We start from the raw sequence: 23,518 nt of genomic DNA on the forward strand, positions 1-23,518 counted from the left end.
ATCGCTTTCCAGTTGTATAAAACTTTTTAATCAACCTTACTATGTGGAACTTAGAGTGATTTATACTTAGTAATTTGATTATTAAATAATTAAAAAAAAGTTGCGTAAAGCAAGAATAAATTTAAAAAGACAACTATTAGCGCTACTATCCAAGCAACAAAAGTCGTTATTTTGCGGTTCACAAGACTTTTCATGATTTTAGGATCCGCAGTAAACATAATAAGAGGAATGAGTGCAAAAGCAATACCAAATGAAAGGACTACTTGACTCATAACGAGTGCATTGGTTGGATTGACTCCCAAAATAATGATCACAAGTGGTGGAATCATTGTAATAGCACGCCGGACGTATAAATTAATTCGTTTTTTAATAAACCCTTGCATGACTACATCGCCCGACATCGTCCCAACAGACGAACTTGCCAAACCCGCGATTAATAAACCAAGACCGAAAGAAATTGCAGCCATCGGGCCAATGGATTGACTAAGTTGTTGAAAAGCGACTTCCAAATCTTCGACAACTAAACCTTGTTTAAAAAATAAAGCTGCTGCAATAATTAGCATACTCATATTTATTGCACCAGCAATAATCATAGCGATAACAATATCTATAAACTCAAATTTGAAAATTTTTCTTTTTTCTTCTTCATTTTTGCCGACTATACGATTTTGCGTAAGGGAAGAGTGCAAGTAAATTGCGTGTGGCATAACTGTTGCACCGAGGATTCCAGCGGCTAAAAGAATGCTGTCAACACCATCAAATTTAGGTGTGAACATACCACCCAACACTTGCCCCATATCCGGCTTGGCCAAAAAGGTTTGAAACGCAAAAGCAAAGACTACGATAAAGACCATGCCTGCTATTACGGCTTCAAATGTCCGATATCCACGTCGCTGTAATTCCAAAATGACGAAGGAACCAACCGCTGTAATAAGAGCAGCGGGTAACATGGGAATATTGAAAAGTAAGTATAGACCAAGCGCTGCACCGATGAATTCCGCTAGATCTGTTGCAATAATGACAAGTTCACTTTGTATCCACAAAAATACAGAAACTTTTTTCGGGAATTTTTCACGAGCCACTTCAGGTAAGTTTTTCCCTGATGCAATACCTAACTTTGCAGACAAAGATTGTATGAGAACTGCTAAAATATTGGAAAATACAATAACCCAAAGTAATAAATAACCATATTTTGATCCAGCTGTAATATTTGTTGCGAAATTTCCGGGATCAATATAGGCAACAGCAGCTATGAATGCAGGCCCGAGAAAGGGGAGTAACTTTTTAAATCCTTTTACTTCGCCTCTTAACACAGCCTCCGCAGTGAGTGTTGTTTTATTTAATTCATCTCTTTTAGACATTAAGTCATCCTCCAAAAATTAAATCATCTTTAGTATTCCCTAATTTTTATATTGTAAAGATAAAGTTTTAAATATGTCGATTTTTATGTTGTATAATTAAAAATAGTAAATATAGTATTAGATTAGTTAGTTGGCAAGTCTAGCGTGTATATTAAATGTTTAGTATAGTGCCAATATAGGCATAAGAATATACTTGGACTATTAAATAAGATCGGAGATTAGTATGAAAAACGATGAAATAGCGCAATATGTTGATTCAGAAGAACAACAACAAAAGTTATACAAGCGGACGTTAATCGTTGTTGTGATGTCGCAAATTTTTGGCGGAGCGGGGCTTGCAGCAGGGATAACTGTAGGCGCATTAATTGCACGGGATATGTTAGGAACTGCTAGTTTTGCAGGTTTACCAGCTGCTTTGTTTACGCTCGGTTCAGCGCTATCAGCTTTCTTAGTCGGACGAATTTCGCAGCGCTTTGGTCGACGTTATGGATTATCTTTCGGCTTCATCGCAGGTGGTATAGGTGCGGTAGGCGTCATTATTGCTGCAACAATAGACAATTTGCCCTTATTATTTATTTCTCTATTCGTCTATGGAGCAGGAACATCTACTAACTTGCAAGCAAGATATGCAGGCACTGACTTGGCAAGTGAAAAGCAACGTGCAACTGCTATTAGTATTGCGATGGTTTCGACAACAATCGGTGCAGTTGCAGGTCCTAATTTAGTAACACCGATGGGGAACTTTGCGGTCATTTTCGGGATACCTGCTTTGGCTGGACCATTTATTTTAGCAGCTGTCGCTTTTTTTACTGCAGGACTAACCTTACTAATTTATTTACGACCAGATCCATTTCTTGTTGCAAAGGCAATTGCAGCTAACTTAGAAAAAAAGTCAGATTCAAAAAGTGGAGAAGAACTTAATAATCTCCGAAGTAAAATAAATCGCATAGGTGTTATTGTAGGTGCTATGGTTCTTGTATTATCACATCTTATAATGGTGGCAATTATGACAATGACGCCAATCCACATGCAAAATAATGGATCTGGATTGACAGCAGTTGGTATGGTAATTGGTTTTCATATTGCAGCGATGTATTTACCATCGCTAGGTACAGGTTTATTAGTAGATAAATTTGGTCGAACAATTATGGTCATTGCTTCAGGTATTACGTTATCAAGTGCAGGTTTAATGGCAGCATATGCTCCTGGTGATTCCTTATTTTGGCTTGCATTTGCACTGATACTACTTGGGCTTGGCTGGAACTTTGGCTTAATTAGTGGAACTGCAATTATTATTGATTCTACAGATATAAATACACGTGCAAAAACACAAGGTTCGGTAGATGTATGGGTTGCGCTTGCTGGAACAGCAGGCAGTTTATTATCAGGAATAATTGTCGCGTATTCAAGTTATGCTGTTCTCGGGTTACTTGGAATGTATCTTTCATTGTTATTAATTCCACTAATGATTTGGTCTCGATATAAAGAGAAACAACATCAAAATTCGTATTAAGAAGTTTTTAAAATATAAAATAAATGATAAAAGAGCCAAATCTTATTCCGATTTGGCTCTTTTATCATTCTAAAGTTCTGTGTTATCTACAATCTTCGTTTCTTGAAATGCGGCCAATGCACGTTTCCTTGCTGTTGCATGGTCTACCATAGGCAATGGGTAAGTCACGCCCAATTTGATTTTAGCCATTTCTAATACTTCAGTGGGTGCTTCCCATGGTTTGTGAATATATTTAGTGGGTAGATTAGTCAGTTCAGGAATCCATTTCCGAATATAATCTCCATCTTTGTCAAATTTCTCACTTTGGATTATTGGGTTGAAGATGCGAAAGTATGGGGCGGAGTCAATACCGCAACCCGTAATCCATTGCCAGCCCAATGCATTATTTGCAGCGTCAAAATCCACTAGTGTATCTTTTAACCATGCAGATCCTTCAGTCCATGATAGGAGTAAATGTTTTACTAAGAAAGATGCGACAACCATACGAACACGGTTATGAATAATACCAGTTTCCCAAAGTTCCCGCATTCCAGCATCGACAAGAGGATAACCTGTTTGTCCTTTTTGCCATAAGTTTAATTGGATGTTAGTACCTTTCCAAGGGAAGATTTTGAACTGTTCTCTAAGTGGTGTGTTTATAATCGTTGGAAAATGAATAAGTTGATGATGCGCAAACTCACGCCATATTAACTGTCTCAGAAAAGCCTCAGAATCGCTTGAAGCATCAAATTGTCTTTTAGTAGCATGCCAAATTGCTTTTACACTAATATTTCCACTGGCAATATAGGGGGAAAGAATTGAAATGAATCGTTTTGAAGGGAAATCTCTACCGTCTTTATAGCCCTCGATACCATCTTCTCTGAATTCTTCCCACCTAGCAATCGCAGCACTTTCTCCGGGTTTCCAGTAGTTCTGAAATTTTTCATGCCAATGACAAGCAGGCAGTAATCCGAGTTTTTCAATAGAAAGTGACGTAACAGCATGATCTAACGAATAAAAATTATTAGGAATAGGAACGGGTAGGGGGACCGTATCTCGAATAAACCTTTTCCAAAAAGATGTGAAGATTTTATAAGGTTCGTTCTTTTTGTTCAATAAGTTATTTGGATTAATTAATAGACTACCGTGAAATGTACGTATTTCCAAACCTTTAGCGGTTAGATTTCGAATGATTTCTCGGTCAATTTTCTTACCGGAAGGTTCATAGCGTTCATTGAAGAAGATAGCATCCGCTTTCGTCTCATCAATGATTATCTGTAGTTCATCCAAAGCATTACCTGTTTTTAAGATGAGCGTTAAACCTTTTGCCTGAAGTCCTTCTTGTAATTCAATTAAAGAATGGTGAAGCCACCAATTCGTGGCTTCACCATTTTCGTCGGGTGAATGTATATAGACGGGAATGACGATGCCTTGTTCGGAGGCTTCCCATAATGCAGGTTGGTCATGTAATCTCAAATCATTTCTAAACCAAACGATTGTCTTTTTCATGTAGTGCTCACCATCCTTTATGCTTCGCTTTGTAGTTTAAGCACGCCGTCAGTCATGTTATATACTTTATCGCAATAGGTGATTAATCTTGTATCGTGTGTGACGACGATTGTTGTTGTATTTTTGTTTTTAGTTTCATTTTTCAATAGCTCCATAACTTCAAACGCTCGGTCTGAGTCCAAAGATGCGGTAGGTTCATCTGCTAAAATAATTGAAGGATTGCTATATAGCGCCTTTGCAATCGCTGCACGTTGTCGTTCACCGCCAGATAAATCAGAAGGATATTTTGTGCGGAGTTCTCCAATGCCTAGGTCTTTATAAAGTGCTTCAAGTTCAGATTTTGACATATTATCTTTTTTCACTTTATCTAAAAGCTTCAACTGATTGGCGACTGTTAGAAAAGGAATTAAATTTGAAGCTTGTAAAATAAATCCAATCTCTTTTAAACGAATCTTTGAACGCTGTTTCTCATTTAGTTTTGATAAGTTTTGATCATTTATTATAACTTCACCTTCAGTAGGAGAAAGTAAACCCCCGACGATGGTAAGTAATGTACTTTTACCTGACCCGGATGGTCCAATAATTGCGATGAGTTCGCCGCGTTCTGCTATAAAGTTTGTTTCTTTCAATGCATCTACTTTTTTATGACCTGTGCCAAATGATTTTGTAACTTTGTTTAATTCTAAAACAGACATTGTTTATCCTCCTATCGCTTTTAGTGGATCAATTCTCACAATGGTTAGTACCGAGAACACTGCGCCTAATATTGCAACAACAATAAGTACGAGACCATACAGAAGCATTGTTGGAATATCAAAGGAAACGGGTACTGCACTTGGTAAAAATAAACCGGTGAGGAGTGTTAACGCAAAACCAATGACAACGCCAACCGCTGCTAGAATGAATGTCTGTGAAATGACAGAGTTTGATAGGTAAAGGTTAGAAATACCTTGGGCCTTCATAATACCGAACATGCTTATTTTCTGTACCGTTAATACATATAAGAAAATGGCTACAATCACAGCAGAGATACCGAAAAGAAAATAAATCATAAAGTTCAAAGTTAAGTTTTGTTCCGTATAGCCAGGTAGTTTCTGAATGAAAGACTCGATTTCTGTAACAACTAACGCATCATTTTCCGTGATTGATGATAAATCATCTGTACGTATAACAGCACCGTTTATTCGATTTTTATTCATATCTGCTGTTTCACCAAACTTTACTATATTAATTGTTTCAATGTCTGTATATAAAACGGGCGAAGCGTTAAAAAGTGCTTTGTTTGTAAATCCGACTATTTTTAAATCCTCCTCTGTTGAGGATAGTTTTAGTGTATCTCCGATTTTAAATCCTGCTTCTTTTAATTTATCGCTTGCAATGACTTCGTTTGGATTGGAAAATACATCCCCTTCAGTCACATTAGGCATTATGAATTCATCAGCATTAATGCCGAAAATTGAAACATTTGTTTTCTCTTCTCCGTTACGAGCAATTGCATTCATTTGACTAATTGTAGCAATTTCATCAGCTTTCACATCTTCTATATCTGATAGAACCATTGAGGATTGGTAAAGGCTTGTATCCGAATCATCGGTTAAAATAATAGCTGTTGCATCCCATTTATCAACGGAAAGACGGTTCATATCCTTCAAACCAGTTGCTAATCCAGATAAAAAGAAAACAAGATAGGAAACGAGCATTAATACACCAATAATTAGGACAAAACGGAGTTTATTCTTCTTAATTTCATTCCATGCTAAAAACATCGTTTCACATCCTTATAAGATTATCTTTTATAGTTGCGTTGCGGTTTTGTAAAGACTATCAGCTGTGTCAGCAACATTTGCAGTGTCATTGCCGATTACTTTTATAACTTCTACTAATTCTACAAGTTCAGATTCAACTTGACTAATATGTTTATCATTTTCCGTTATAGAATGTAAAATTTTTCCGAACTTCAATTGTGTTTTAACCGAGCTTTCTAACCCAATTGCCACACTTTCTTTCACATTTCCGATTGTATTAACTGCTTGATTCGTTAAAGAGGAAGAAATTTTTACTAAATTAGTGATTTTTTTAACGGAATGTTTGGATTGTTCTGCTAACTTACGGACTTCTTGCGCCACAACTGCGAATCCTTTACCGGAGTCACCTGCTCTTGCAGCCTCAATTGACGCATTTAATGCTAATAAATTTGTCTGCTCAGCGATTTGATTAACTATTTCTATAATGTTTGTAATTTCATCAGAAGATGACTTAAGATGATTAATGATTTCTCCCATATTTTCAGTATTACTTGTAATGGATTTCATCTGTGTTTCTAATTGCTTTACCATTTCATTGCCATCTGTTGCATCCAATTGAATTTGATGTACGTTCTCAACGTTCAAATGGATGTTTTTACTAATTTTGCTAGCATTATCGTCAACATTTCTGAGAGAAGTACTCGTTTCTTCAGTTAAAGCGGCAATGTTTTCACTAATGGATGAAATTTTACTTTTTAATTCTGATTTCACAATATCGTACTGCATTTCTCGCAATTTCATATTTTCTTTATCGTATTCTTCCAAAACAATTTGCATTTCAAAGTTAACAAGCTTAGATATCGTACGCATTGCTTTTTCTCGTTGAGTACTAACAGTCATTTCTTTAGTAATTAAACGAATAAAGACTTCTTGTAATTGTTGAAAAGTACCCATATACCATTTCGGTTCTAGTCCTATCTTAAAATGCATTTGAGCGAGTTTCATTTTCCTTTGAATAGATACCTCATTAATTTCACCTTCAAACATGTCTATTATATATGAACTAAGTAATTGTTTCAATCGTTCTACTTGTGTACGTTCTTCTATTATTTTGCGAAGGGAGGGAATGGCTAAGACATTTTCATAAAATACTGATACAATTTCATCCACGCCTTTTTTTACATAAGGTTGATACGATTTTATAAGAGCCAGATCATCTGAAGTTAAGTCAATGAGATCTACTTGTTTTTTTAATTCAGGGTATGTACGTAAATCAATCCTGGCTAATGTTCTCTGGCCGTTACTTTGTTCTTTAGAAGCGACTGCCTCATCATGGATCTTGCGTCGCTTAAATAATTTATTCAAATATCATCTCTCCCAATCTTGATTGTGTTAGTAAAAATTCATAGCAAGTAACTCTATTAATAACAGAGTATATACAGGGTGTCAAACGTTATATATTATAGGTTGTACAAGAGGTCGTGATTGGCTTATAATAACTGAATTAGTTCACAATAGATTGAATTTAATTAAATTGGAGGGAAAGCTTTGACTCAATGTAAAGTATGTATGCCAACGTCACTTCATTATCAAATTCGTTTTTCTGGAACTAATAACTTACAGCATATGTCTCAAATTATTTCTTATCTCAATAAAAGCGATTTAATGATTTCTAATAAGGATGATGTGCTTGTAATTAAGGAATCTGCAATTGTAGGTTTATATGATTATTTCAATGACAATATGGAGATGGAGAATATTTCATTTCGAATAGATAATAGTAGTTGGAGACCAATCGAAGAAGTGGTGAAATTACTAGAATTCCAATGGATTGATAATGTGATTTTTGAAGAGTTAGTAACTTTTCATATACAACCAATTGTAGATGCTAAAGAACAAATTTATGCACATGAAATGTTGGCTAGATTTCATGATGAAAGTAATAAAATGATAGGGCCTTATGAAGTATTTGAGGCAGCAAAAAAGCGGAATCGTACTTATGCGCTTGACCGAGTATGCCGCATGTCTGCTGTTCGAAGTGCAGCATTAATTGATTCTAAAGTTTTTATAAATTTTATTCCAACATCGATTTATTCACCAGAACATTGCTTAAGATCTACTGTCGAACTTGCAGAAAAAATTGGTATCGAGCCATCACGATTTGTATTTGAAGTAGTCGAGACAGAGAAAGTGGATGATATTGCTCACTTGAAAAAAATACTAATGTATTACAGGAAAAAGGGGTTTCATTATGCTTTAGATGATGTTGGGGAAGGATTTAGCACGATTGAAGTGTTAGAGCAATTAGCTCCACATTATATGAAACTAGATATGAAATTTGTGCAAGGAGTGGCAACTGACTCTAACAAACAAAAAGCCGCAACGAATATATTGGAAGCAGCATTGCAAGTAGGGGCCATCCCACTTGCTGAAGGTATAGAAGAACGGGAAGATTTTGTTTGGTTAAAGAACATTGGATATGAACTCTTCCAAGGGTATTTATTTGGAAAACCCAGACCTATTTCATAAAGGTTAAATTCCTATGTTCTACTCTTTTGTTATCCAACCGGCAAATAAGTAGCCTAGTGCAGAGCCGTAAATTGCATGACTGCCTATCCAGTATAAAATGGATGGAATACTTGTGATTTCGGGTGTTCTAGTAGATAAAGCTGTCGTCGGATAGATTGCTACACCAATAAGAATACAGACAACTGTGCTTAGGAAGATTATATTATTTTTTGAAACTATATTTGTTTTTATGAAGAATACATAAAGACAAATACTTAATGCAATAGAAACAATGAGATGAAAGCCGACTTCTATAAGTTCAGGAAATTGGAATTGGTTTAGCAAAGGGATATAATCAACATTTAGTAAAAGGGTATATACTTTGTATAAGGTTAAGGATTCTATTAATTTTAAAATAATTGTTAGTAGTATACCAGAACCAATTCCGAACATAACAGATTTTTTTATTCCTGTTGTTGTAATCATATGTAATTCATCCTTTCATTACTTCTTAAGTTTAATCAATGTATAACATATTCACATTAACATTGTACAATAAAAATTTTGTCATTATACTATACAATATAGGGAATGTAGGGTTCGATAGGTAATTTTTTGGCGAAAGGATGTACAAGATGGATCAATTGCATTCAAAATCAAATTTTTATATTCAGCAAGTGGCTGATATGACTGGATTATCAAAACAAGTGATCCGGAAATGGGAAGAGCGACATGAACTTGTTCAACCCGAAAGATTGGAAAATGGCTATAGGATATATAGCGAAAAGGATGTTAATACATTATTAAGTGTCAAATCGCTATCTGAAAAAGGTTATACTTTAAAACAAGCCGCCATACTCGTAAGTGATTCAATTAAAGAGAAAAGTAAACCACTTGAAAAAGAATCGATCCTGTATCGTGAAAAGCTAAATGGTCACGTTTTTCAACTTCTGGAAAATGGCGCGAATTGTGATGAAATAGAGTTAAATCTTATTTTACAACAAGCGTATCACCAATATGGTTTGGAGAACTTTTTATCGTCTGTCATTATTCCTTTTTTAAGAGAAGTTGGCCACAGATGGGAAAAAGGTGAATGGGATGAGTACCAAGAGTCTGTCTCAAGTCTCGTCGTGCGTGATTATTTGGTGCAGATTCGGCGGAATTACCGTTGTAGGGAGGACGCCCCTTTAATATTAGGAGCTTGTCTGCCTCATGAAATGCATGAAGTGCCGCTTCATATAGTTTTGCTTCAACTTATGTTAAGAGGTTGGAAAACGATTCTTGTCGGTGCTTCGCCTGCGCCAGGTTCAATTGAATCGTTGATTAAAAGGTTAAAACCAGTCAAGGTAATCTTATCATCCACTACGACAATTCCATTTCAGGAAAACCCTCAATTATTAACAGAGTTAGATCAATTTGCAACTGAAAATAAAGACATCAGTTTTTATCTTGGAGGAGGCGGCGCGATTAAGTATACAAAAGGAATGTTATTTAAGCGTATTAAAGTTATCGAAACTATAAATGATATTGTTTAAACTTTTAGAAGTATTCAATACAGATATTTTGGGGAATGATAAAGAAAACCCATTTATATCAATTGTTTTCTTCATTCTAAGAAAAGTTGAACGGGAAAATTGTTAGTAAGGATGAATTCTCTTCCATATATGATTAAAAGTATGGGGGAATATGTCGAACTTAATATTTAAATCAAATTTTCTTTGTATCTAATTCGTGAACGATTCATAAACAATTTTGGTAACCTTGGACTGAAGTGTTTATTTTAGGTGGACTAAAGTGGTATATTAAATGTAACGTATTCATACAGAATTCATCACAAGTCACTTATGTGTAATTAGTTAGATGAATATATAGTCTCGTCGAATTTGATAGGTGTTCAAACTCCTATTGAATTTAGTTGAAGCTTCCGGCGGATTTCCACTTGAATTTTGAAAGCACTTTTAAGGAGAAGATTAGCAATGACTAAAGAGGTAATCCTTCCTGTGAAAGAAGGTCAAAATATTACTACTTTACTTACGGATTTGAAATCACTATTTAAGGCCATTGTATTGGTCGCGAATGTACTTCCCGTTTTTGTTGGTTTCTGGTTAGCGCTTTATTTTACAAATGCATCGTTCATGGCACATTTGGACATGTTATTGCTAACATTAGTCGGAAGTACAGTTCTTATCGCTGGGGCACTCGTCTTAAATAATTGGTACGATGTAGATATCGATGTGGTCATGGACAGAACAAAAAAACGCCCTACAGTAACTGGAAATATCTCGCTTAAGACAGTATTGATAATAGGCATAACCCTTTCAGCCTTAGGTATGATACTTTTACTTTTTACAACATATGAAGCTGCTTTATATGCTTTTATTGGTTGGTTCCTTTATGTTATCCCGTATACGATGTGGTCAAAGCGTAAATATACATTAAATACAGTAATCGGAAGTTTTTCAGGTGCTGTAACACCCTTAATTGGATGGGCAGTCATTGCACCCGCCTTTCACATTGTTCCAATCGTATTATTTATCATCTTATTTATTTGGCAAATGCCGCATACTTTTGCCATAGCTATGAAAAATTATGATCAATATAAAGCAGCTGGCGTTAAAATGCTACCTGTTGTTTACGGATTTAATATGACAAAAAGACAAATTGCAGTTTATGTAGCTTGCCTACTCCCTCTACCTTTTTATTTAGGATCCTTAGGTATGACATTTGTAATTCTTGCTACCTTGCTTAATATAGGGTTTTTAGCAGTTAGCATATACGGATTTTTTACTGAAAACAATATTAAATGGGCTCGAATAGTTTTTCTTTATTCTGTAAATTATTTAGCGATTTTATTTTTAATGATGATTATTGTTACGTTATAATACGGTAGTTATTTTTCTTCAATTTTTAAAAAAATAAGGATTTTAGGGTTGTTCATAACTAATGGACAACTTTTTTTGTCTTTAATTATATAATAACGGGAATATGTATAATTTAAACATATATTATTTCCGATAAGTATGATTTGAATTTATTATAAATTAATTTTTAATATTTTTTGTACAAGTATTCAAGATTATCGATATCTATTTCTTGATTATTAGCAATGAAACTATTATAATTGTAAAGTGCTATTTCCTCGAAAGTCCCCTGCAATCAAATCTCCACCGTGTTCCGTCGACAGGACACTTGTCCGAGAAGTTACCAATCTATAATAAATTAGAAAACTAAAATTACAACGACCTCAAAATAAGTTGTTACCTTTAGACTTGTCGGAATCATTAATTATTTATTTTTTATTAATCCTAAAAGGAGTGCTGAAAATTGAAATTATCACAAGTTGAACAGGAGAAATTACTTCTCCACGTAGCAGGCGAACTTGCATTAAAACGTAAAGCAAGAGGCGTAAAATTAAATTATCCAGAATCAATTGCAATGATTAGCCATTACATCATGGAAGGGGCGCGTGACGGAAAAACAGTTGCGCAACTTATGAGTGAAGGCAAGCAAGTATTAAAAGCTGAAGATGTCATGGAAGGTGTTCCTGAAATGATTAGTGATGTACAGATGGAGTGTACATTCCCAGACGGAACAAAACTTGTTACTGTGCATAATCCAATTCAATAATAGGAGGTAATCGATTTGATTCCAGGAGAATTTAAGGCAGCAGAAGGTTTTATAGAAATAAATGTAGGACGACCAGTTAAGACTGTTAGGGTATCGAATACAGGAGATCGACCAATACAAGTGGGATCTCATTTTCATTTCATTGAAGTAAATAAATTTCTTGAATTTGACCGTGAAGTTGCTGTTGGATTTCATTTGAATATTCCTTCAGGTACTGCAGTACGTTTTGAACCAGGCGAAGAAAAAGAAGTTGAATTAGTAGAGTTTGGTGGCAAGCGTATTGTAATTGGTTTGAATCAACTAACTGAAGGTTCCACTCATAATAAAGATGAAATTATTGAGAAAGCGCATGATGGCGGTTATAAAGGAGCTGACGGTAAATGAAAGTGACACATGAGCAATATATTAAAATGTTCGGTCCTACAGTAGGCGATAAAGTACGTTTAGCTGATACTGATTTATGGGTTGAAATTGAAAAAGATTATACATCATACGGCGATGAAGGTGTATTCGGAGGCGGTAAGTCACTTCGCGTATCAATGGGACAAAACGGGGACAACACATCTAATGAAGGCGTGCTAGATTCAGTAATTACGAATGTTATGATTATCGATCACACAGGGATAATAAAAGCAGATATCGGTATGAAAGATGGCCGTATTATAGGTGTTGGTAAAGCAGGAAATCCAAATACAATGGACGGCGTCGATCAAGATATGATTATCGGCGTGGGTACTGAAGTTTATGCAGGTGAAGGAATGATTGCGACAGCAGGTGCAATCGATACGCATATTCACTTTATTAGTCCGGATCAGGTTGATACTGCATTAATGGCAGGAACGACAACATTTATTGGTGGAGGTACTGGACCAGCAGCTGGTTCAAGAGCAACAACTGTAACACCAGGTAAATGGCATCTTCACCAAATGTTGCAATCAGTTGAAAATTTACCGATTAATATTGGTCTTTTCGGTAAAGGAAGTGCTTCTTCTCAAGAACCAATTATTGAACAAGTCCGTGCTGGCGCAATTGGTATGAAGATTCATGAAGATTGGGGTTCTACACCAGATGCACTTGAACAAAGTTTGTCAGTTGCAGATGATTACGATATTCAAGTAGCTCTTCACTCTGACACACTAAATGAAGCTGGATATGTTGAAAGTACGATTGATGCAATTGCTGGTCGCGTAATTCATATATTCCATACAGAAGGTGCAGGGGGCGGACATGCGCCGGACCAATTGAGAATGGCAGCACTTCCTAATATTATACCTGCTTCAACGAATCCGACAAAACCGTTTACTACAAACACGATTGATGAGCATTTAGATATGTTAATGGTATGTCATCACTTGAAGCACGATGTTGCAGAAGATGTAGCATTCGCTGATTCACGCATACGTCCTGAAACAATTGCGGCAGAAGATATTATGCAAGACTCAGGTATCCTAAGTATTATGTCTTCAGATTCACAAGCAATGGGTCGTGTTGGGGAAGTATCAATGCGTACTTGGCAAACAGCTAATAAGATGAAAATGCAACGTGGACCACTTCCTCAAGATGAAGGAAAAGATAATGACAACTATCGTGTTAAACGTTATATTTCGAAATTAACGATTAACCCTGCTATTGCACACGGTGTTAGCCATGAAATCGGTTCAATTGAAGAAGGAAAATTAGCGGATATAGTACTATGGGATCCAGCGTTTTTCGGAGTTAAAGCTGAAATCGTTATTAAAGGCGGAGCTGCAGTTTATGCAATTACGGGTGATTCTAATGCTTCAATTCCAACAACACAACCAATGATTGGACGTCGTACTTTTGGTTCACTTGGAAATGCACCACAAAAACTTGCGATGACATTCCTACCAAAAATTGCGGTTGAAGAGGGACTTCCTGAACAACTAGGCTTGAAAAGATTAATCGGTACAGTCAAAAACTGTCGTAATATCTCTAAAGCAGACATGAAACACAATAGTGAAACACCTGAAATTGAAGTTAATGCGGAAACTTATGAAGTTAAAATCGATGGTGTACTTGCTACTTGTGAACCGGTAGATGTATTACCGATGGCTCAGCGTTATTTCTTATTTTAATCAAGTCTATTTAAAAGGAGGGCTTCACTATGCTAATTGAAAAAATCATCGGTAATGTTGGCGAACAAGAGGAAATAGTTGGAATGACAACAGAGTGGATTGAACTTGATTGGGAAGAGTTAAGCAAACGTATTCTACGTACTGAAACTGACCATGGTTCTGATGTAGCGTTAAAACTTCCTCCAGAAGGTCACTTACACTATGGTGATATTTTATTTCAAGATGAAAATCGCCGAATTGCAATTAGAACGAAAATGGAGCCTGTTATTGTTATTAGCCCTAGAGATATGGCTGAGATGGGTAAAGCTGCATTTGAACTCGGTAATCGCCATACACCTTGTTTAATTAAAGACAATGAAATTATCGTGCGTGCTGATCACACGTTAAATTCTTTACTAGATGAAGTAGGTGTTATATATGAAACAACAAGTAGAAGATTCAAGCAAGCGTTTAAATACCGTGGACATTCCCACTAATACTGACCTTTTACACTTGATGCAAATTCACGACTCAGCTTTTCCGATTGGTTCGTTTACGCAAACATACGGAATGGAAACATATATACAAGAGGATCTTATTCGAACTAAAGAGGATATACTTGCATATTGCTCATCATTTCTAAGATATAATTTGGTTCATGGCGATGCAATCTTAATTCAAGAGGCATACGCTGCGGCCAAGAACCAAGATGTGGACAGGCTTCTTTATTTGGAGCAGTTATGTGGTGCGATTAAACTAGCAAAAGAATCACGTGAAGCAAGCGTTAATTTAGGTCGACAGTTTATTCGAACAGTTTCATTACTAGGTGAAGATGCATTTCTTTCTGAATGGAAGGAAAAAATAGATTCGAAAAAAATCAAAGGTCATTATGCAATTAGTTATGGCATTTATTGCGCTGCAAACGGGGTAAGTGTTCACCATGCAATTTTGACCTATTTATATGCAACGCTTAATACGCTTGTTCAAAATGCTGTCCGTGCAGTTCCATTTGGTCAGAGTACCGGTGTTCAGGTAATGTATGAACTTATTGGAAAAGTGACGGAATCTGCTGATTTGGTATTAACGCTAACTGAACATGATATTAGTAATAATGCACTTGGCATTGAACTTGCTTCAATGAAGCATGAATTTTTATTCTCAAGATTATTTATTTCATAAGGATTTTGAAAGGGGCTATTTAAATGAAACCAGTAAAAATTGGTATTGGCGGTCCGGTTGGTTCAGGTAAAACTTCACTTGTCGACCAACTAACTCGTGCAATGCATAAAGATTATAGTGTAGCAGTTATTACGAATGATATTTATACAAGAGAAGATGCTAAGTTTTTAACAAACAGTGGTATTTTGGAAGAAAATCGCATTTTAGGCGTTGAAACAGGTGGATGTCCACATACAGCAATTCGCGAAGATGCTTCAATGAATTTTGCAGCAATTGATGAATTAAAAAGCCGCTTTGATGATCTGGATATTATTTTTGTTGAAAGTGGTGGAGATAATTTATCAGCAACGTTTAGTCCAGAACTTGTTGACGGTTATATCTACGTTATTGATGTTGCTGAAGGTCAGGATATTCCTCGTAAAGGTGGACCTGCGTTGACGCGTTCAGATTTATTATTGATAAATAAAACTGATCTTGCACCTTATGTTGGTGTAGATTTAGATATTATGAATAGCGATGTGGAAAAAATGCGTAATGGTCGTCCTTATATATTTACTGATGTTAGATCACATAAAAATGTTGACAATGTAGTTGATTGGATTAAACATAATATGCTTTTAGAAGGCGCGGAATCCGCGGGTTCAAATGCATAAGCAGTCTAGGATAAATCATCACGGAAAACTTGATTTGTATTTTGAGCATAGAAGAGGCAAAACAAGAATGACTCATGTATTCCAACAGCCACCATTAAAAGCGAGTCGTGAATTGTATGAAGGGGATAATCCTACTTCAACAGTTTATATAATGGAGTCTTCTGGTGGTATGGTGTCTGGGGATCGGAATGATATTACAGTCAAGTTAGCTCCAGATAGCAGTGCACGTTTAATTCAACAGTCGGCACTCAAGATTTATCCTTCTCATACTGGTGACACATGTCATTTGCAAATAGATGTGGAACTTGGTGAAAATACGCGTCTTGAATGGATGCCAGAGGTTACCATTCCTTTTGAAGATGCAAAATTCCAAGTAGATACAACAATTCATGCAGCATCTAATACGACATTGTTATGGGCTGAAATCATTGCGCCAGGTCGTGAAAAGCGTGGCGAAGTCTTTAATTATCAATCATTTCGTTCTAACTTTAAAATATTTGTAGAAGATGAACTAATCGCTTTTGATTCTTTAAACTTTTCTCCAAATGAGGTAGCTCTTCGCAACATAGGAATTCTAGAAGATGCGATGTATATCGGCTCTATCTGGCTTGTTTCGCCAAAAGCAGATTCAATTGATATTCGTACAATTCAAGAAAAGCTACTTATAGAAGATGGGCTTCATGCGGGAATAACAAGGCTCGAGGGTAACGCAATCCATTGTAGATGGCTAGCGGTAGACCAATGGTCAATGCAAGAAGAAATAAAGCGAGTGTATGCTTTGCTTTCAAAATTAATATGAAAAAGTGGGCTTCGTTTTTATGAAGCCCACTTTTTTTAATAAATGATCGATTCTGGCACAGGTTAGAAGTAAATACTACTTCATACAAAGTTTATGCGTTGTTATTTGTTCCCTTTTTTGTAGACATCGTCTCAGTGAACGTTTCAAACTGATGCATTAGTTTGTCCCTGGCATTCTTATTTCTCATCAAGTATGCCGCACCTAATCCAAGTGCTGCCATTGTCATTTTATTCATATTGGGTATCTCCTCCTAATCATTTTTTCGTTCAACGTATTATTACCGACTTGCGTTAAATTACTCATAAAATGAAACGGTGAATTATTCCAAACTTATTTTAATTTAACAATAAATTTATTTATTTTTCAATAAATTATTATAGGCAGAATTAGAATAATCGTCTAGACTAAGTAAAAGAAGATTTTATATGTCATGATTTTCGAGACTTTAAATTTATGAAAATCATAAGGAGGATTAACCTGTTTGCTTAGTATAATCTTAATAGAGCGTCTTGCAGTTATTGCAACAATTGCCTTTTTATTAACACGTTTTAAGTTTTTTCGTAATTTATTTGAACACCATAATAATATGACAACAAAACAAAGGATTGGATTAACAATTACTTTTGGTTTGTTTGGTGTTTTTGGTACATATATGGGCATTATTGTTAATCCGATTGATGAATCAGCCATAAGGTGGAACCGATTATTAAATGATGATGAAGCGTTGGCGAATTCACGAGTCCTCGGTATCGTCGTTGGCGGTCTTCTTGGTGGATTTAGAATAGGCGTAGGTGCTGGTCTCATTGCAGGTGTACACCGTCTTTTTTTAGGTGGTTTTACTGGGGTCGCATGTGGCTTATCAACGGTGCTTGCTGGCATAATTGCCGGTTGGATTGGTCATCGTTTGCGAAAACAAAAAGTTGTTTCACCTTGGTTAGCACTTATAGTTTGTGCGGTAGCTGAATCATTTCAAATGGGGATTATTTTATTAGTCGCACAACCATTTGAACTTGCATTTTCTCTTGTTAAAGAAATCATGTGGCCAATGATATTGGCAAATGCTTTAGGAACTGCAGTTTTTGTACTAATTATAAGAAGTATTTTAAAAGACGATGATCGGTTAGAAGCGAACGGAGCACAAAAAGCGCTTCGCATTGCTGATTCAACTTTGGAACATTTACGGACTGGATTAAATACATCCTCAGCAAAAAAAGTTTGCGAGCTAATATACTTAGAAGTTTCTTGTCTAGCTGTATCTATGACAGACAAAGAAAACATACTTGCACATATAGGTAAAGAAAGTAATCATCATTTTGCTGGAATTCCCATACAAACTGAATCAACTAGACAAGTTATTCGGAATGGGGAAATGCTAACAATTGGGAAGTTAGAAGTTTTATGTGACAAGCCAAATTGTTTACTTGAGTCTGCAACAGTTGCACCAATTAAAGTTATGGGTCAAACGATTGGCACAATAAAGATATATGTAAAAAGTGAATCTTATCTAACACCCACATTAGTTGAATTAGTGAATGGGCTTAGTAAATTGTTAAGTCACCAACTTGAGTTAGCTGAAATAGGAGAGTTGAAAGAGTTAGCGAAACAAGCAGAAATTCAAGTTTTACAAGCTCAAGTCAACCCGCATTTTATATTTAATGCGATGAATGCGATTGTGTCTTTGATACGAACTGATCCTAATCATGCTCGGGCGTTACTGGTCTCGTTAGCAAATTATATTAGACAAAATGTAGAAAGTTCCACCAAGATACAAATGGAGCTATCAAAAGAAGTGGAACATGTTAAGTCTTATTTGGCAGTAGAAAAAGCAAGATTTGGTGATCGGATTAAAGTTAATTTTTGTATTGATCCAGATGTGTTGTCATATAAGACACCTTCAATGAGCTTGCTAACACTAGTTGAAAATGCTGTTGTTCATGGCCTAAGGTCAGTAAAGGAAAACGGACTGATAGAAATCATAATAGGCGAAGAAAATGGTAGTATATATGTTAGTGTAACTGATAATGGACAAGGTATTACAGAACAACGTGCTTCAACTTTATTGGATAGTCCTGTAGAGTCTAAAGAGGGGGCTGGATTGGGCCTTTACAATCTACATCAAAGGTTAAAGAAAATGATTCATCCTTCTGCGGGTTTACATATCGAAAGCAGTGAGTCTGGCACAAAAATTTATTATATAATACCAAAACTTATAACTGAACGGAAGTGAGTTTTCTAAATGATTATTAAAACGATTATTATTGACGATGAACGCCTAAACCGTGAAGAGTTAAGATTCCTTCTTTCTTCTTATGCACATATTGAAATTGTCGGGGAAGCAGACTCCGCAGAAAATGGACTTACGCTCATAATAGAGGAACAACCAGATGTTGTTTTTGTTGATATAGAAATGACAGGGTTAAGTGGTATAGCATTTGCACAGATTGTGCAAAAGATGAAAAAACCGCCACTCATAATTTTTGCCACTGCATTTCCTAATTATGCTGTTGAAGCATTTAGTGCGAATGTGACTGATTATATATTAAAACCATTTGAAGAGAAAAAGATTTTGGAAACAGTAAACCGCATTACATCACTATTAACCAAAGACCAATCAAATACTTCGATACTAAAATTAGCAGTTCATAAAGAAGAGAGAATTATTTATATTGAACCAGCATCAATACTTTTTGCTTATAGAGATGAGCGTGATACAATAATTCAAACAGCACAAGACGTATATGTATCAAAGCTAACTTTAAAAGTACTTGAAGAAAAGTTGGAGAAATTTGGGTTTTATAGAACGCATAAAAGCTATTTAGTAAATTTAGACCAAGTAAGTGAAGTAATTACTTGGAGTTCAAGTATCTTCCAAATTCGTCTAAAGGATTCAGATGAAAAAGTACCGTTAAGCCGAAATTATGTGAAAGACCTTAGAATATTACTAGAAATATAAAAAAGAAGATGACCTGTCATCTTCTTTTTTATACGTATTAAACCTATATTTCGACATTATACGTAAGAATGTGACAGTGATATGTCCCCGTAATATATAATGAAAGTTGTAAGGGTTACAAGATAAAAGGGGGATTTATATGATAACATTTTTAGCGTCAATTGCACTTCTTATAGTCGGCTATTTTACATACGGCAAGTATGTTGAAAAAGTATTTGGAATAAAAGAGGAACGTCAGACACCGGCTTACACTTTGGCAGATGAGGTAGACTACGTACCAATGGGTAAAAAGAAAAACTCACTTATTCAACTGCTAAACATTGCAGGTGTTGGACCAATTTTCGGACCGATTATGGGTGCCCTTTATGGACCAGTTGCATTTATTTGGATCGTATTTGGTGCGATATTTGCAGGTGCAGTACATGATTATTTAAGTGGAATGATTTCACTTCGTAACCGCGGTGCTCATTTACCTGAACTTGCAGGTAAGTTTTTAGGTAAAGTATTTAGACATGTTGTAAACGCTTTCGCACTTTTATTATTATTGTTAGTAGGTACAGTTTTTGTTTCATCTCCAGCTGCTTTACTTGGAGATTTAACTAAAGGTTGGATGTCAGTTGGAATTTGGGTCATTATTATTTTCGCATATTATCTATTAGCAACATTATTACCAGTTGATAAAATAATTGGTCGTTTATATCCTTTCTTCGGTGCTCTATTATTAATTAGTGCATTAGGAATTGGTGGCGCTTTGATTATTCAAGGACAACCAATACCAGAGTTAACATTTGCAAATTTACATCCGGATAATATCCCAATCTTTCCATTGTTATTTTTAACAATTTCATGTGGTGCATTGTCAGGTTTCCATGCTACGCAATCACCAATTATTTCACGTACAACTCAAAATGAGAAACAAGGACGCGCAATATTCTTTGGCATGATGATTACTGAAGCAATTATTGCAATGATTTGGGCTGCTGCCGCTATGTCTCTTTTTTACGGAAAAGATCTAGGCGTTTTACTAAGCACAGTTGGAACTGCTGGTGTTGTAAAAGAAATTGCGGTTACTAGTTTAGGTGCAGTTTTTGGTACAATTGCAGTTTTAGGTGTTATCATTCTTCCGATTACTTCTGGGGATACAGCTTTCAGAAGTGCTCGTATGATTATTGCAGATTATTTTGGTCTTGCACAGAAAAAAATGGGCAGCCGAATTTGGATTGCTCTACCGTTATTCGCCATCTCAATTGCTTTAACACAAATTAATTTCACGCTTCTATGGCAATATTTTTCATGGGCAAATCAATCTACAGCAGCAATTGCTCTATGGGTAGCTGCAATGTATTTAGGTCTGCAAAAGAAGAACATGTGGATAGCTATTATACCAGCAACTTTTATTACAATGGCTACTTTCACCTATATTCTAAACGCGAAAATCGGATTTGGTTTGGAAATGAATTATGCTTTAATTGGCGCAACAATTATGACACTCATTGTTATTTTTGGATTCTTTATGGGACTGAAGAAAAAACTTGAAGCTGATGAAAGTGGTATACAACCAATTAGTTTTGATGATGGTCTGGGAACTACAACGACACAATAATACCCAAAGAGAACGCTAGTTATAAAATAATTTCAAATAGGAATGACCGTCAACCTAAACATCAAAGGGGACGGTCATTCTTTTGTAATAATATTTTTCAGGAAATCACGAAATAGTAAAACATACATAAACTGATAAAGAAATGTGTTGAGTGAAAATTCTATTATTTGTTGATATTGACTTTTAAAAAATGTATAATCAACCATATTGATAGTTTATGCTAATTATTGATTACGAAATGAATATTTATAGGGAGTAGGATGAAAAGATGATGAATCACATTGGTTCAGGTAGCAAAATGCCTAGTATGGAACTAAATGATATAGATAAAAAGATTTTGGAGGTGCTTCTAGAAGATGCTAGGATATCCTATACAAATCTAGCTAAGATAATTGGTATTTCTAGAGTAGCCGTCCAGGCAAGAATAAATACATTAGTCACTGATGGTGTCATTGAAAGATTTACTGCGGTAGTAAATCCAGATAAAGTAGGAATTCAAGTATCAGTTTTCTTTAATATTTTTGTCGAACCGAAGTTTTTAAATGAGGTTGCTGAGAAATTAGCTTTACACCCTGTAGTTACGAGTCTGTATCATATGACCGGACCAAGTACATTGCATATGCACGGGGTATTTAGGAATATGGATGAAATGGAGACTTTTCTGCTTGAAACAGTTTATCCGACTAAAGGAATTACAAGAGTAGAATCTGAAATGTTATTAAAACGATATAAGAGTCGTATGGGAATGAAATTATAATACTTTAGATTACTTTAAAACGAAAGTTAATATAGGAGGAGATTGATACGAATCTTAAACCTTATTTTGATATTGCTATTGCTATGATCAGAACTGGTATTTTGGGGTATGGTGGCGGTCCGTCAGTTATTCCACTTTTTCGTTACGAGGCCGTTAAAAGATATAAATGGATTGAAGATGAAGAGTTTGGTGACATACTAGCCTTTGCTAATGCTTTACCTGGTCCAATTGCTACGAAGATGGCTGCGCAACTAGGCTATATACAAAAAGGAGTTAACGGTGCAATTGTAGCCGTTATTGCTCATATACTTCCGACAACGATTGGGATTGTAGGATTATTAGGTATTCTTTACACCATGAAAGATTCAGTTATTGTAATCGGTATGGTAGCAGCGGTTCGTCCTGTGGTAGCAGTTTTACTTGGTATGATGGCATATGATTTTTGTGTAAAAACATGGAAGGGTATAGGCAAAATACTTGGTGTTGTCTTTATTATAATTTCTTTCTTTTTTATTGCTGTTATTCATGTCCATCCTGCAATTACAATTTTATTATTCTTAGCTTATGGAACAATTCACATTCGAACAATCGAAAAAGTGAAACAGAAGTGGGAGAAGAATAAAATAGATCGTGGTGAATTATAATGACTCTTTTGCAAATATTTTGGGGCTTTTTTGTTGCAAATCTTCTAGGTTATGGAGGAGGCCCAGCTTCTATACCACTTATGCAGCAAGAAGTAGTTGACCATTATGGTTGGATGACGAATGAAGAGTTTGTAGATATGTTAGCCATAGCGAATGCTTTACCTGGCCCAATAGCAACAAAAGTTGCTGCTTTTGCCGGGTTTAGTGAGGCAGGCTGGTTAGGACTTCTAGTTGCTACAATTGCAACAGTAGCACCATCTGCGATTGCGATTATTATTTTATTGAAATTATTAAATCATTTTAAAAAGTCTTCAGTCGTTATAGGAATGACATTATTGGTTCAACCAGTTATCGCATTCATGATGATTGAATTAACTTGGGAGTTTAGCTTCGTATCAATTGAATCAATTGGTTATATTCAGTCGATAATGATAGCCGGGTTTGCTTTACTGGCAATCGTTAAATGGAAAGTTCATCCCGCACTGGTTATCGTATTTGCGTTTATTTATGGTGGGGTTGTGCTACCTTATTTTAATTACGTTTAATCGTTCACCAGGGAATCCAATTAGAGTTTTAAAAAAGGTGATACTAGCTTTATGTTAGCTAGTATCAC

At 35.6% G+C, this 23,518-nt stretch carries 24 protein-coding genes; 17 read left to right on the forward strand and 7 right to left on the reverse strand.

From position 1 onward, the window contains the following. Positions 1–89 precede the first annotated feature (89 nt). Positions 90–1,361 carry an Nramp family divalent metal transporter gene (locus AC3RV6_RS06345; protein WP_489748609.1) on the reverse strand — a complete coding sequence of 424 codons (1,272 nt, stop codon included), beginning with the start codon at positions 1,359–1,361 and terminating at the stop codon, positions 90–92. A gap of 223 nt (positions 1,362–1,584) precedes the next feature. On the opposite strand from AC3RV6_RS06345, the gene AC3RV6_RS06350 reads away from it, so the two are divergent. After that, a complete protein-coding gene (locus AC3RV6_RS06350) occupies positions 1,585–2,874 on the forward strand; it encodes an MFS transporter (RefSeq protein WP_489748610.1) in 1,290 nt (429 codons plus the stop codon). A gap of 69 nt (positions 2,875–2,943) precedes the next feature. On the opposite strand, the gene AC3RV6_RS06355 is transcribed toward AC3RV6_RS06350, so the two are convergent. The 4 genes from AC3RV6_RS06355 to AC3RV6_RS06370 are packed head-to-tail and all read right to left on the reverse strand — an operon-like array spanning position 2,944 to position 7,472. Beyond that, positions 2,944–4,362 carry a cryptochrome/photolyase family protein gene (locus tag AC3RV6_RS06355; protein ID WP_489748611.1) on the reverse strand — a complete coding sequence of 473 codons (1,419 nt, stop codon included), beginning with the start codon at positions 4,360–4,362 and terminating at the stop codon, positions 2,944–2,946. 17 nt (positions 4,363–4,379) lie between these two features. Beyond that, complete coding sequence (locus tag AC3RV6_RS06360; protein ID WP_489748612.1) at positions 4,380–5,057, reverse strand: ABC transporter ATP-binding protein; 678 nt, start codon at positions 5,055–5,057, stop codon at positions 4,380–4,382. A 3-nt stretch (positions 5,058–5,060) separates the two neighbouring features. Further along, on the reverse strand, positions 5,061–6,128 hold the full coding sequence (locus AC3RV6_RS06365) for an ABC transporter permease (protein WP_489748613.1): 1,068 nt from the start codon (positions 6,126–6,128) through the stop codon (positions 5,061–5,063). Between the two features lie 27 nt (positions 6,129–6,155). After that, complete coding sequence (locus AC3RV6_RS06370) at positions 6,156–7,472, reverse strand: protoglobin domain-containing protein (protein WP_489748614.1); 1,317 nt, start codon at positions 7,470–7,472, stop codon at positions 6,156–6,158. Positions 7,473–7,655: 183 nt separating this feature from the next. Between AC3RV6_RS06370 and AC3RV6_RS06375 the strand changes: the two genes are divergently transcribed. Further along, on the forward strand, positions 7,656–8,636 hold the full coding sequence (locus AC3RV6_RS06375) for an EAL domain-containing protein (protein ID WP_489748615.1): 981 nt from the start codon (positions 7,656–7,658) through the stop codon (positions 8,634–8,636). An 18-nt stretch (positions 8,637–8,654) separates the two neighbouring features. On the opposite strand, the gene AC3RV6_RS06380 is transcribed toward AC3RV6_RS06375, so the two are convergent. Further along, positions 8,655–9,101 (reverse strand): hypothetical protein, encoded by a 447-nt coding sequence (locus tag AC3RV6_RS06380; protein WP_489748616.1) that lies wholly within the window; start codon positions 9,099–9,101, stop codon positions 8,655–8,657. 149 nt (positions 9,102–9,250) lie between these two features. Here AC3RV6_RS06380 and AC3RV6_RS06385 point away from each other — a divergent pair, with 149 nt between their 5' ends. The 9 genes from AC3RV6_RS06385 to AC3RV6_RS06425 all read left to right on the forward strand — a co-directional run bounded on the left by AC3RV6_RS06385 (position 9,251) and on the right by AC3RV6_RS06425 (position 16,948). After that, positions 9,251–10,150 (forward strand): MerR family transcriptional regulator, encoded by a 900-nt coding sequence (locus tag AC3RV6_RS06385; RefSeq protein ID WP_489748617.1) that lies wholly within the window; start codon positions 9,251–9,253, stop codon positions 10,148–10,150. A 441-nt stretch (positions 10,151–10,591) separates the two neighbouring features. Beyond that, positions 10,592–11,497 (forward strand): heme o synthase, encoded by a 906-nt coding sequence (cyoE, locus tag AC3RV6_RS06390; RefSeq protein WP_489748618.1) that lies wholly within the window; start codon positions 10,592–10,594, stop codon positions 11,495–11,497. Positions 11,498–11,939: 442 nt separating this feature from the next. Next, complete coding sequence (gene ureA / locus AC3RV6_RS06395) at positions 11,940–12,242, forward strand: urease subunit gamma (protein ID WP_489748619.1); 303 nt, start codon at positions 11,940–11,942, stop codon at positions 12,240–12,242. A gap of 15 nt (positions 12,243–12,257) precedes the next feature. Next, a complete protein-coding gene (locus AC3RV6_RS06400) occupies positions 12,258–12,626 on the forward strand; it encodes an urease subunit beta (protein ID WP_489748620.1) in 369 nt (122 codons plus the stop codon). After that, the gene (gene ureC / locus AC3RV6_RS06405) at positions 12,623–14,338 is read left to right on the forward strand and encodes an urease subunit alpha (protein WP_489748621.1); all 1,716 of its coding nucleotides are present in this window, start codon (positions 12,623–12,625) and stop codon (positions 14,336–14,338) included. The genes AC3RV6_RS06400 and ureC overlap by 4 nt, the downstream gene beginning before the upstream one ends. 29 nt (positions 14,339–14,367) lie before the next feature. Further along, positions 14,368–14,814 carry an urease accessory protein UreE gene (locus AC3RV6_RS06410; protein ID WP_489748622.1) on the forward strand — a complete coding sequence of 149 codons (447 nt, stop codon included), beginning with the start codon at positions 14,368–14,370 and terminating at the stop codon, positions 14,812–14,814. Then, a complete protein-coding gene (locus tag AC3RV6_RS06415; protein WP_489748623.1) occupies positions 14,756–15,496 on the forward strand; it encodes an urease accessory protein UreF in 741 nt (246 codons plus the stop codon). The genes AC3RV6_RS06410 and AC3RV6_RS06415 overlap by 59 nt, the downstream gene beginning before the upstream one ends. Before the next feature lie 23 nt (positions 15,497–15,519). Next, positions 15,520–16,149: an urease accessory protein UreG gene (gene ureG / locus AC3RV6_RS06420; RefSeq protein ID WP_489748624.1), complete on the forward strand. Its 630-nt coding sequence runs from the start codon at positions 15,520–15,522 to the stop codon at positions 16,147–16,149. Continuing rightward, positions 16,142–16,948, forward strand: a complete 807-nt coding sequence (locus AC3RV6_RS06425; protein ID WP_489748625.1) for an urease accessory protein UreD — start codon at positions 16,142–16,144, stop codon at positions 16,946–16,948. Before ureG ends, AC3RV6_RS06425 begins: the two co-directional genes overlap by 8 nt. Before the next feature lie 91 nt (positions 16,949–17,039). On the opposite strand, the gene AC3RV6_RS06430 is transcribed toward AC3RV6_RS06425, so the two are convergent. Further along, the gene (locus AC3RV6_RS06430; RefSeq protein WP_489748626.1) at positions 17,040–17,183 is read right to left on the reverse strand and encodes a hypothetical protein; all 144 of its coding nucleotides are present in this window, start codon (positions 17,181–17,183) and stop codon (positions 17,040–17,042) included. Positions 17,184–17,429: 246 nt separating this feature from the next. Here AC3RV6_RS06430 and AC3RV6_RS06435 point away from each other — a divergent pair, with 246 nt between their 5' ends. From AC3RV6_RS06435 to chrA, 6 genes are all read left to right on the forward strand, one after another. Further along, the gene (locus AC3RV6_RS06435; RefSeq protein WP_489748627.1) at positions 17,430–19,175 is read left to right on the forward strand and encodes a LytS/YhcK type 5TM receptor domain-containing protein; all 1,746 of its coding nucleotides are present in this window, start codon (positions 17,430–17,432) and stop codon (positions 19,173–19,175) included. Positions 19,176–19,184: 9 nt separating this feature from the next. Beyond that, positions 19,185–19,901 (forward strand): LytR/AlgR family response regulator transcription factor, encoded by a 717-nt coding sequence (locus AC3RV6_RS06440; RefSeq protein WP_489748628.1) that lies wholly within the window; start codon positions 19,185–19,187, stop codon positions 19,899–19,901. A 139-nt stretch (positions 19,902–20,040) separates the two neighbouring features. Next, positions 20,041–21,504, forward strand: a complete 1,464-nt coding sequence (locus AC3RV6_RS06445; RefSeq protein WP_489748629.1) for a carbon starvation CstA family protein — start codon at positions 20,041–20,043, stop codon at positions 21,502–21,504. 271 nt (positions 21,505–21,775) lie between these two features. Then, positions 21,776–22,261, forward strand: coding sequence for a chromate efflux transcriptional regulator ChrS (gene chrS, locus AC3RV6_RS06450; RefSeq protein ID WP_489749199.1), 486 nt, complete (start codon positions 21,776–21,778; stop codon positions 22,259–22,261). 41 nt (positions 22,262–22,302) lie between these two features. Next, positions 22,303–22,905 carry a chromate efflux transporter ChrB gene (gene chrB, locus AC3RV6_RS06455; RefSeq protein ID WP_489749200.1) on the forward strand — a complete coding sequence of 201 codons (603 nt, stop codon included), beginning with the start codon at positions 22,303–22,305 and terminating at the stop codon, positions 22,903–22,905. Next, positions 22,905–23,450, forward strand: a complete 546-nt coding sequence (gene chrA, locus AC3RV6_RS06460) for a chromate efflux transporter ChrA (RefSeq protein WP_489748630.1) — start codon at positions 22,905–22,907, stop codon at positions 23,448–23,450. Before chrB ends, chrA begins: the two co-directional genes overlap by 1 nt. Positions 23,451–23,518: the final 68 nt, after the last annotated feature.

The organism is Sporosarcina sp. So3-204 (assembly GCF_058068165.1).

What these genes read in the sequence shown, in the direction of transcription:
- AC3RV6_RS06345 (WP_489748609.1), bottom strand. Translation starts at nt 1,361, where the DNA reads ATGTCTAAAAGAGATGAATTAAATAAAACAACACTCACTGCGGAGGCT.
- AC3RV6_RS06350 (WP_489748610.1), top strand. Translation starts at nt 1,585, where the DNA reads ATGAAAAACGATGAAATAGCGCAATATGTTGATTCAGAAGAACAACAA.
- AC3RV6_RS06355 (WP_489748611.1), bottom strand. Translation starts at nt 4,362, where the DNA reads ATGAAAAAGACAATCGTTTGGTTTAGAAATGATTTGAGATTACATGAC.
- AC3RV6_RS06360 (WP_489748612.1), bottom strand. Translation starts at nt 5,057, where the DNA reads ATGTCTGTTTTAGAATTAAACAAAGTTACAAAATCATTTGGCACAGGT.
- AC3RV6_RS06365 (WP_489748613.1), bottom strand. Translation starts at nt 6,128, where the DNA reads ATGTTTTTAGCATGGAATGAAATTAAGAAGAATAAACTCCGTTTTGTC.
- AC3RV6_RS06380 (WP_489748616.1), bottom strand. Translation starts at nt 9,101, where the DNA reads ATGATTACAACAACAGGAATAAAAAAATCTGTTATGTTCGGAATTGGT.
- AC3RV6_RS06385 (WP_489748617.1), top strand. Translation starts at nt 9,251, where the DNA reads ATGGATCAATTGCATTCAAAATCAAATTTTTATATTCAGCAAGTGGCT.
- cyoE (WP_489748618.1), top strand. Translation starts at nt 10,592, where the DNA reads ATGACTAAAGAGGTAATCCTTCCTGTGAAAGAAGGTCAAAATATTACT.
- ureC (WP_489748621.1), top strand. Translation starts at nt 12,623, where the DNA reads ATGAAAGTGACACATGAGCAATATATTAAAATGTTCGGTCCTACAGTA.
- AC3RV6_RS06410 (WP_489748622.1), top strand. Translation starts at nt 14,368, where the DNA reads ATGCTAATTGAAAAAATCATCGGTAATGTTGGCGAACAAGAGGAAATA.
- AC3RV6_RS06415 (WP_489748623.1), top strand. Translation starts at nt 14,756, where the DNA reads ATGAAACAACAAGTAGAAGATTCAAGCAAGCGTTTAAATACCGTGGAC.
- ureG (WP_489748624.1), top strand. Translation starts at nt 15,520, where the DNA reads ATGAAACCAGTAAAAATTGGTATTGGCGGTCCGGTTGGTTCAGGTAAA.
- AC3RV6_RS06425 (WP_489748625.1), top strand. Translation starts at nt 16,142, where the DNA reads ATGCATAAGCAGTCTAGGATAAATCATCACGGAAAACTTGATTTGTAT.
- AC3RV6_RS06430 (WP_489748626.1), bottom strand. Translation starts at nt 17,183, where the DNA reads ATGAATAAAATGACAATGGCAGCACTTGGATTAGGTGCGGCATACTTG.
- AC3RV6_RS06440 (WP_489748628.1), top strand. Translation starts at nt 19,185, where the DNA reads ATGATTATTAAAACGATTATTATTGACGATGAACGCCTAAACCGTGAA.
- AC3RV6_RS06445 (WP_489748629.1), top strand. Translation starts at nt 20,041, where the DNA reads ATGATAACATTTTTAGCGTCAATTGCACTTCTTATAGTCGGCTATTTT.
- chrS (WP_489749199.1), top strand. Translation starts at nt 21,776, where the DNA reads ATGAATCACATTGGTTCAGGTAGCAAAATGCCTAGTATGGAACTAAAT.
- chrA (WP_489748630.1), top strand. Translation starts at nt 22,905, where the DNA reads ATGACTCTTTTGCAAATATTTTGGGGCTTTTTTGTTGCAAATCTTCTA.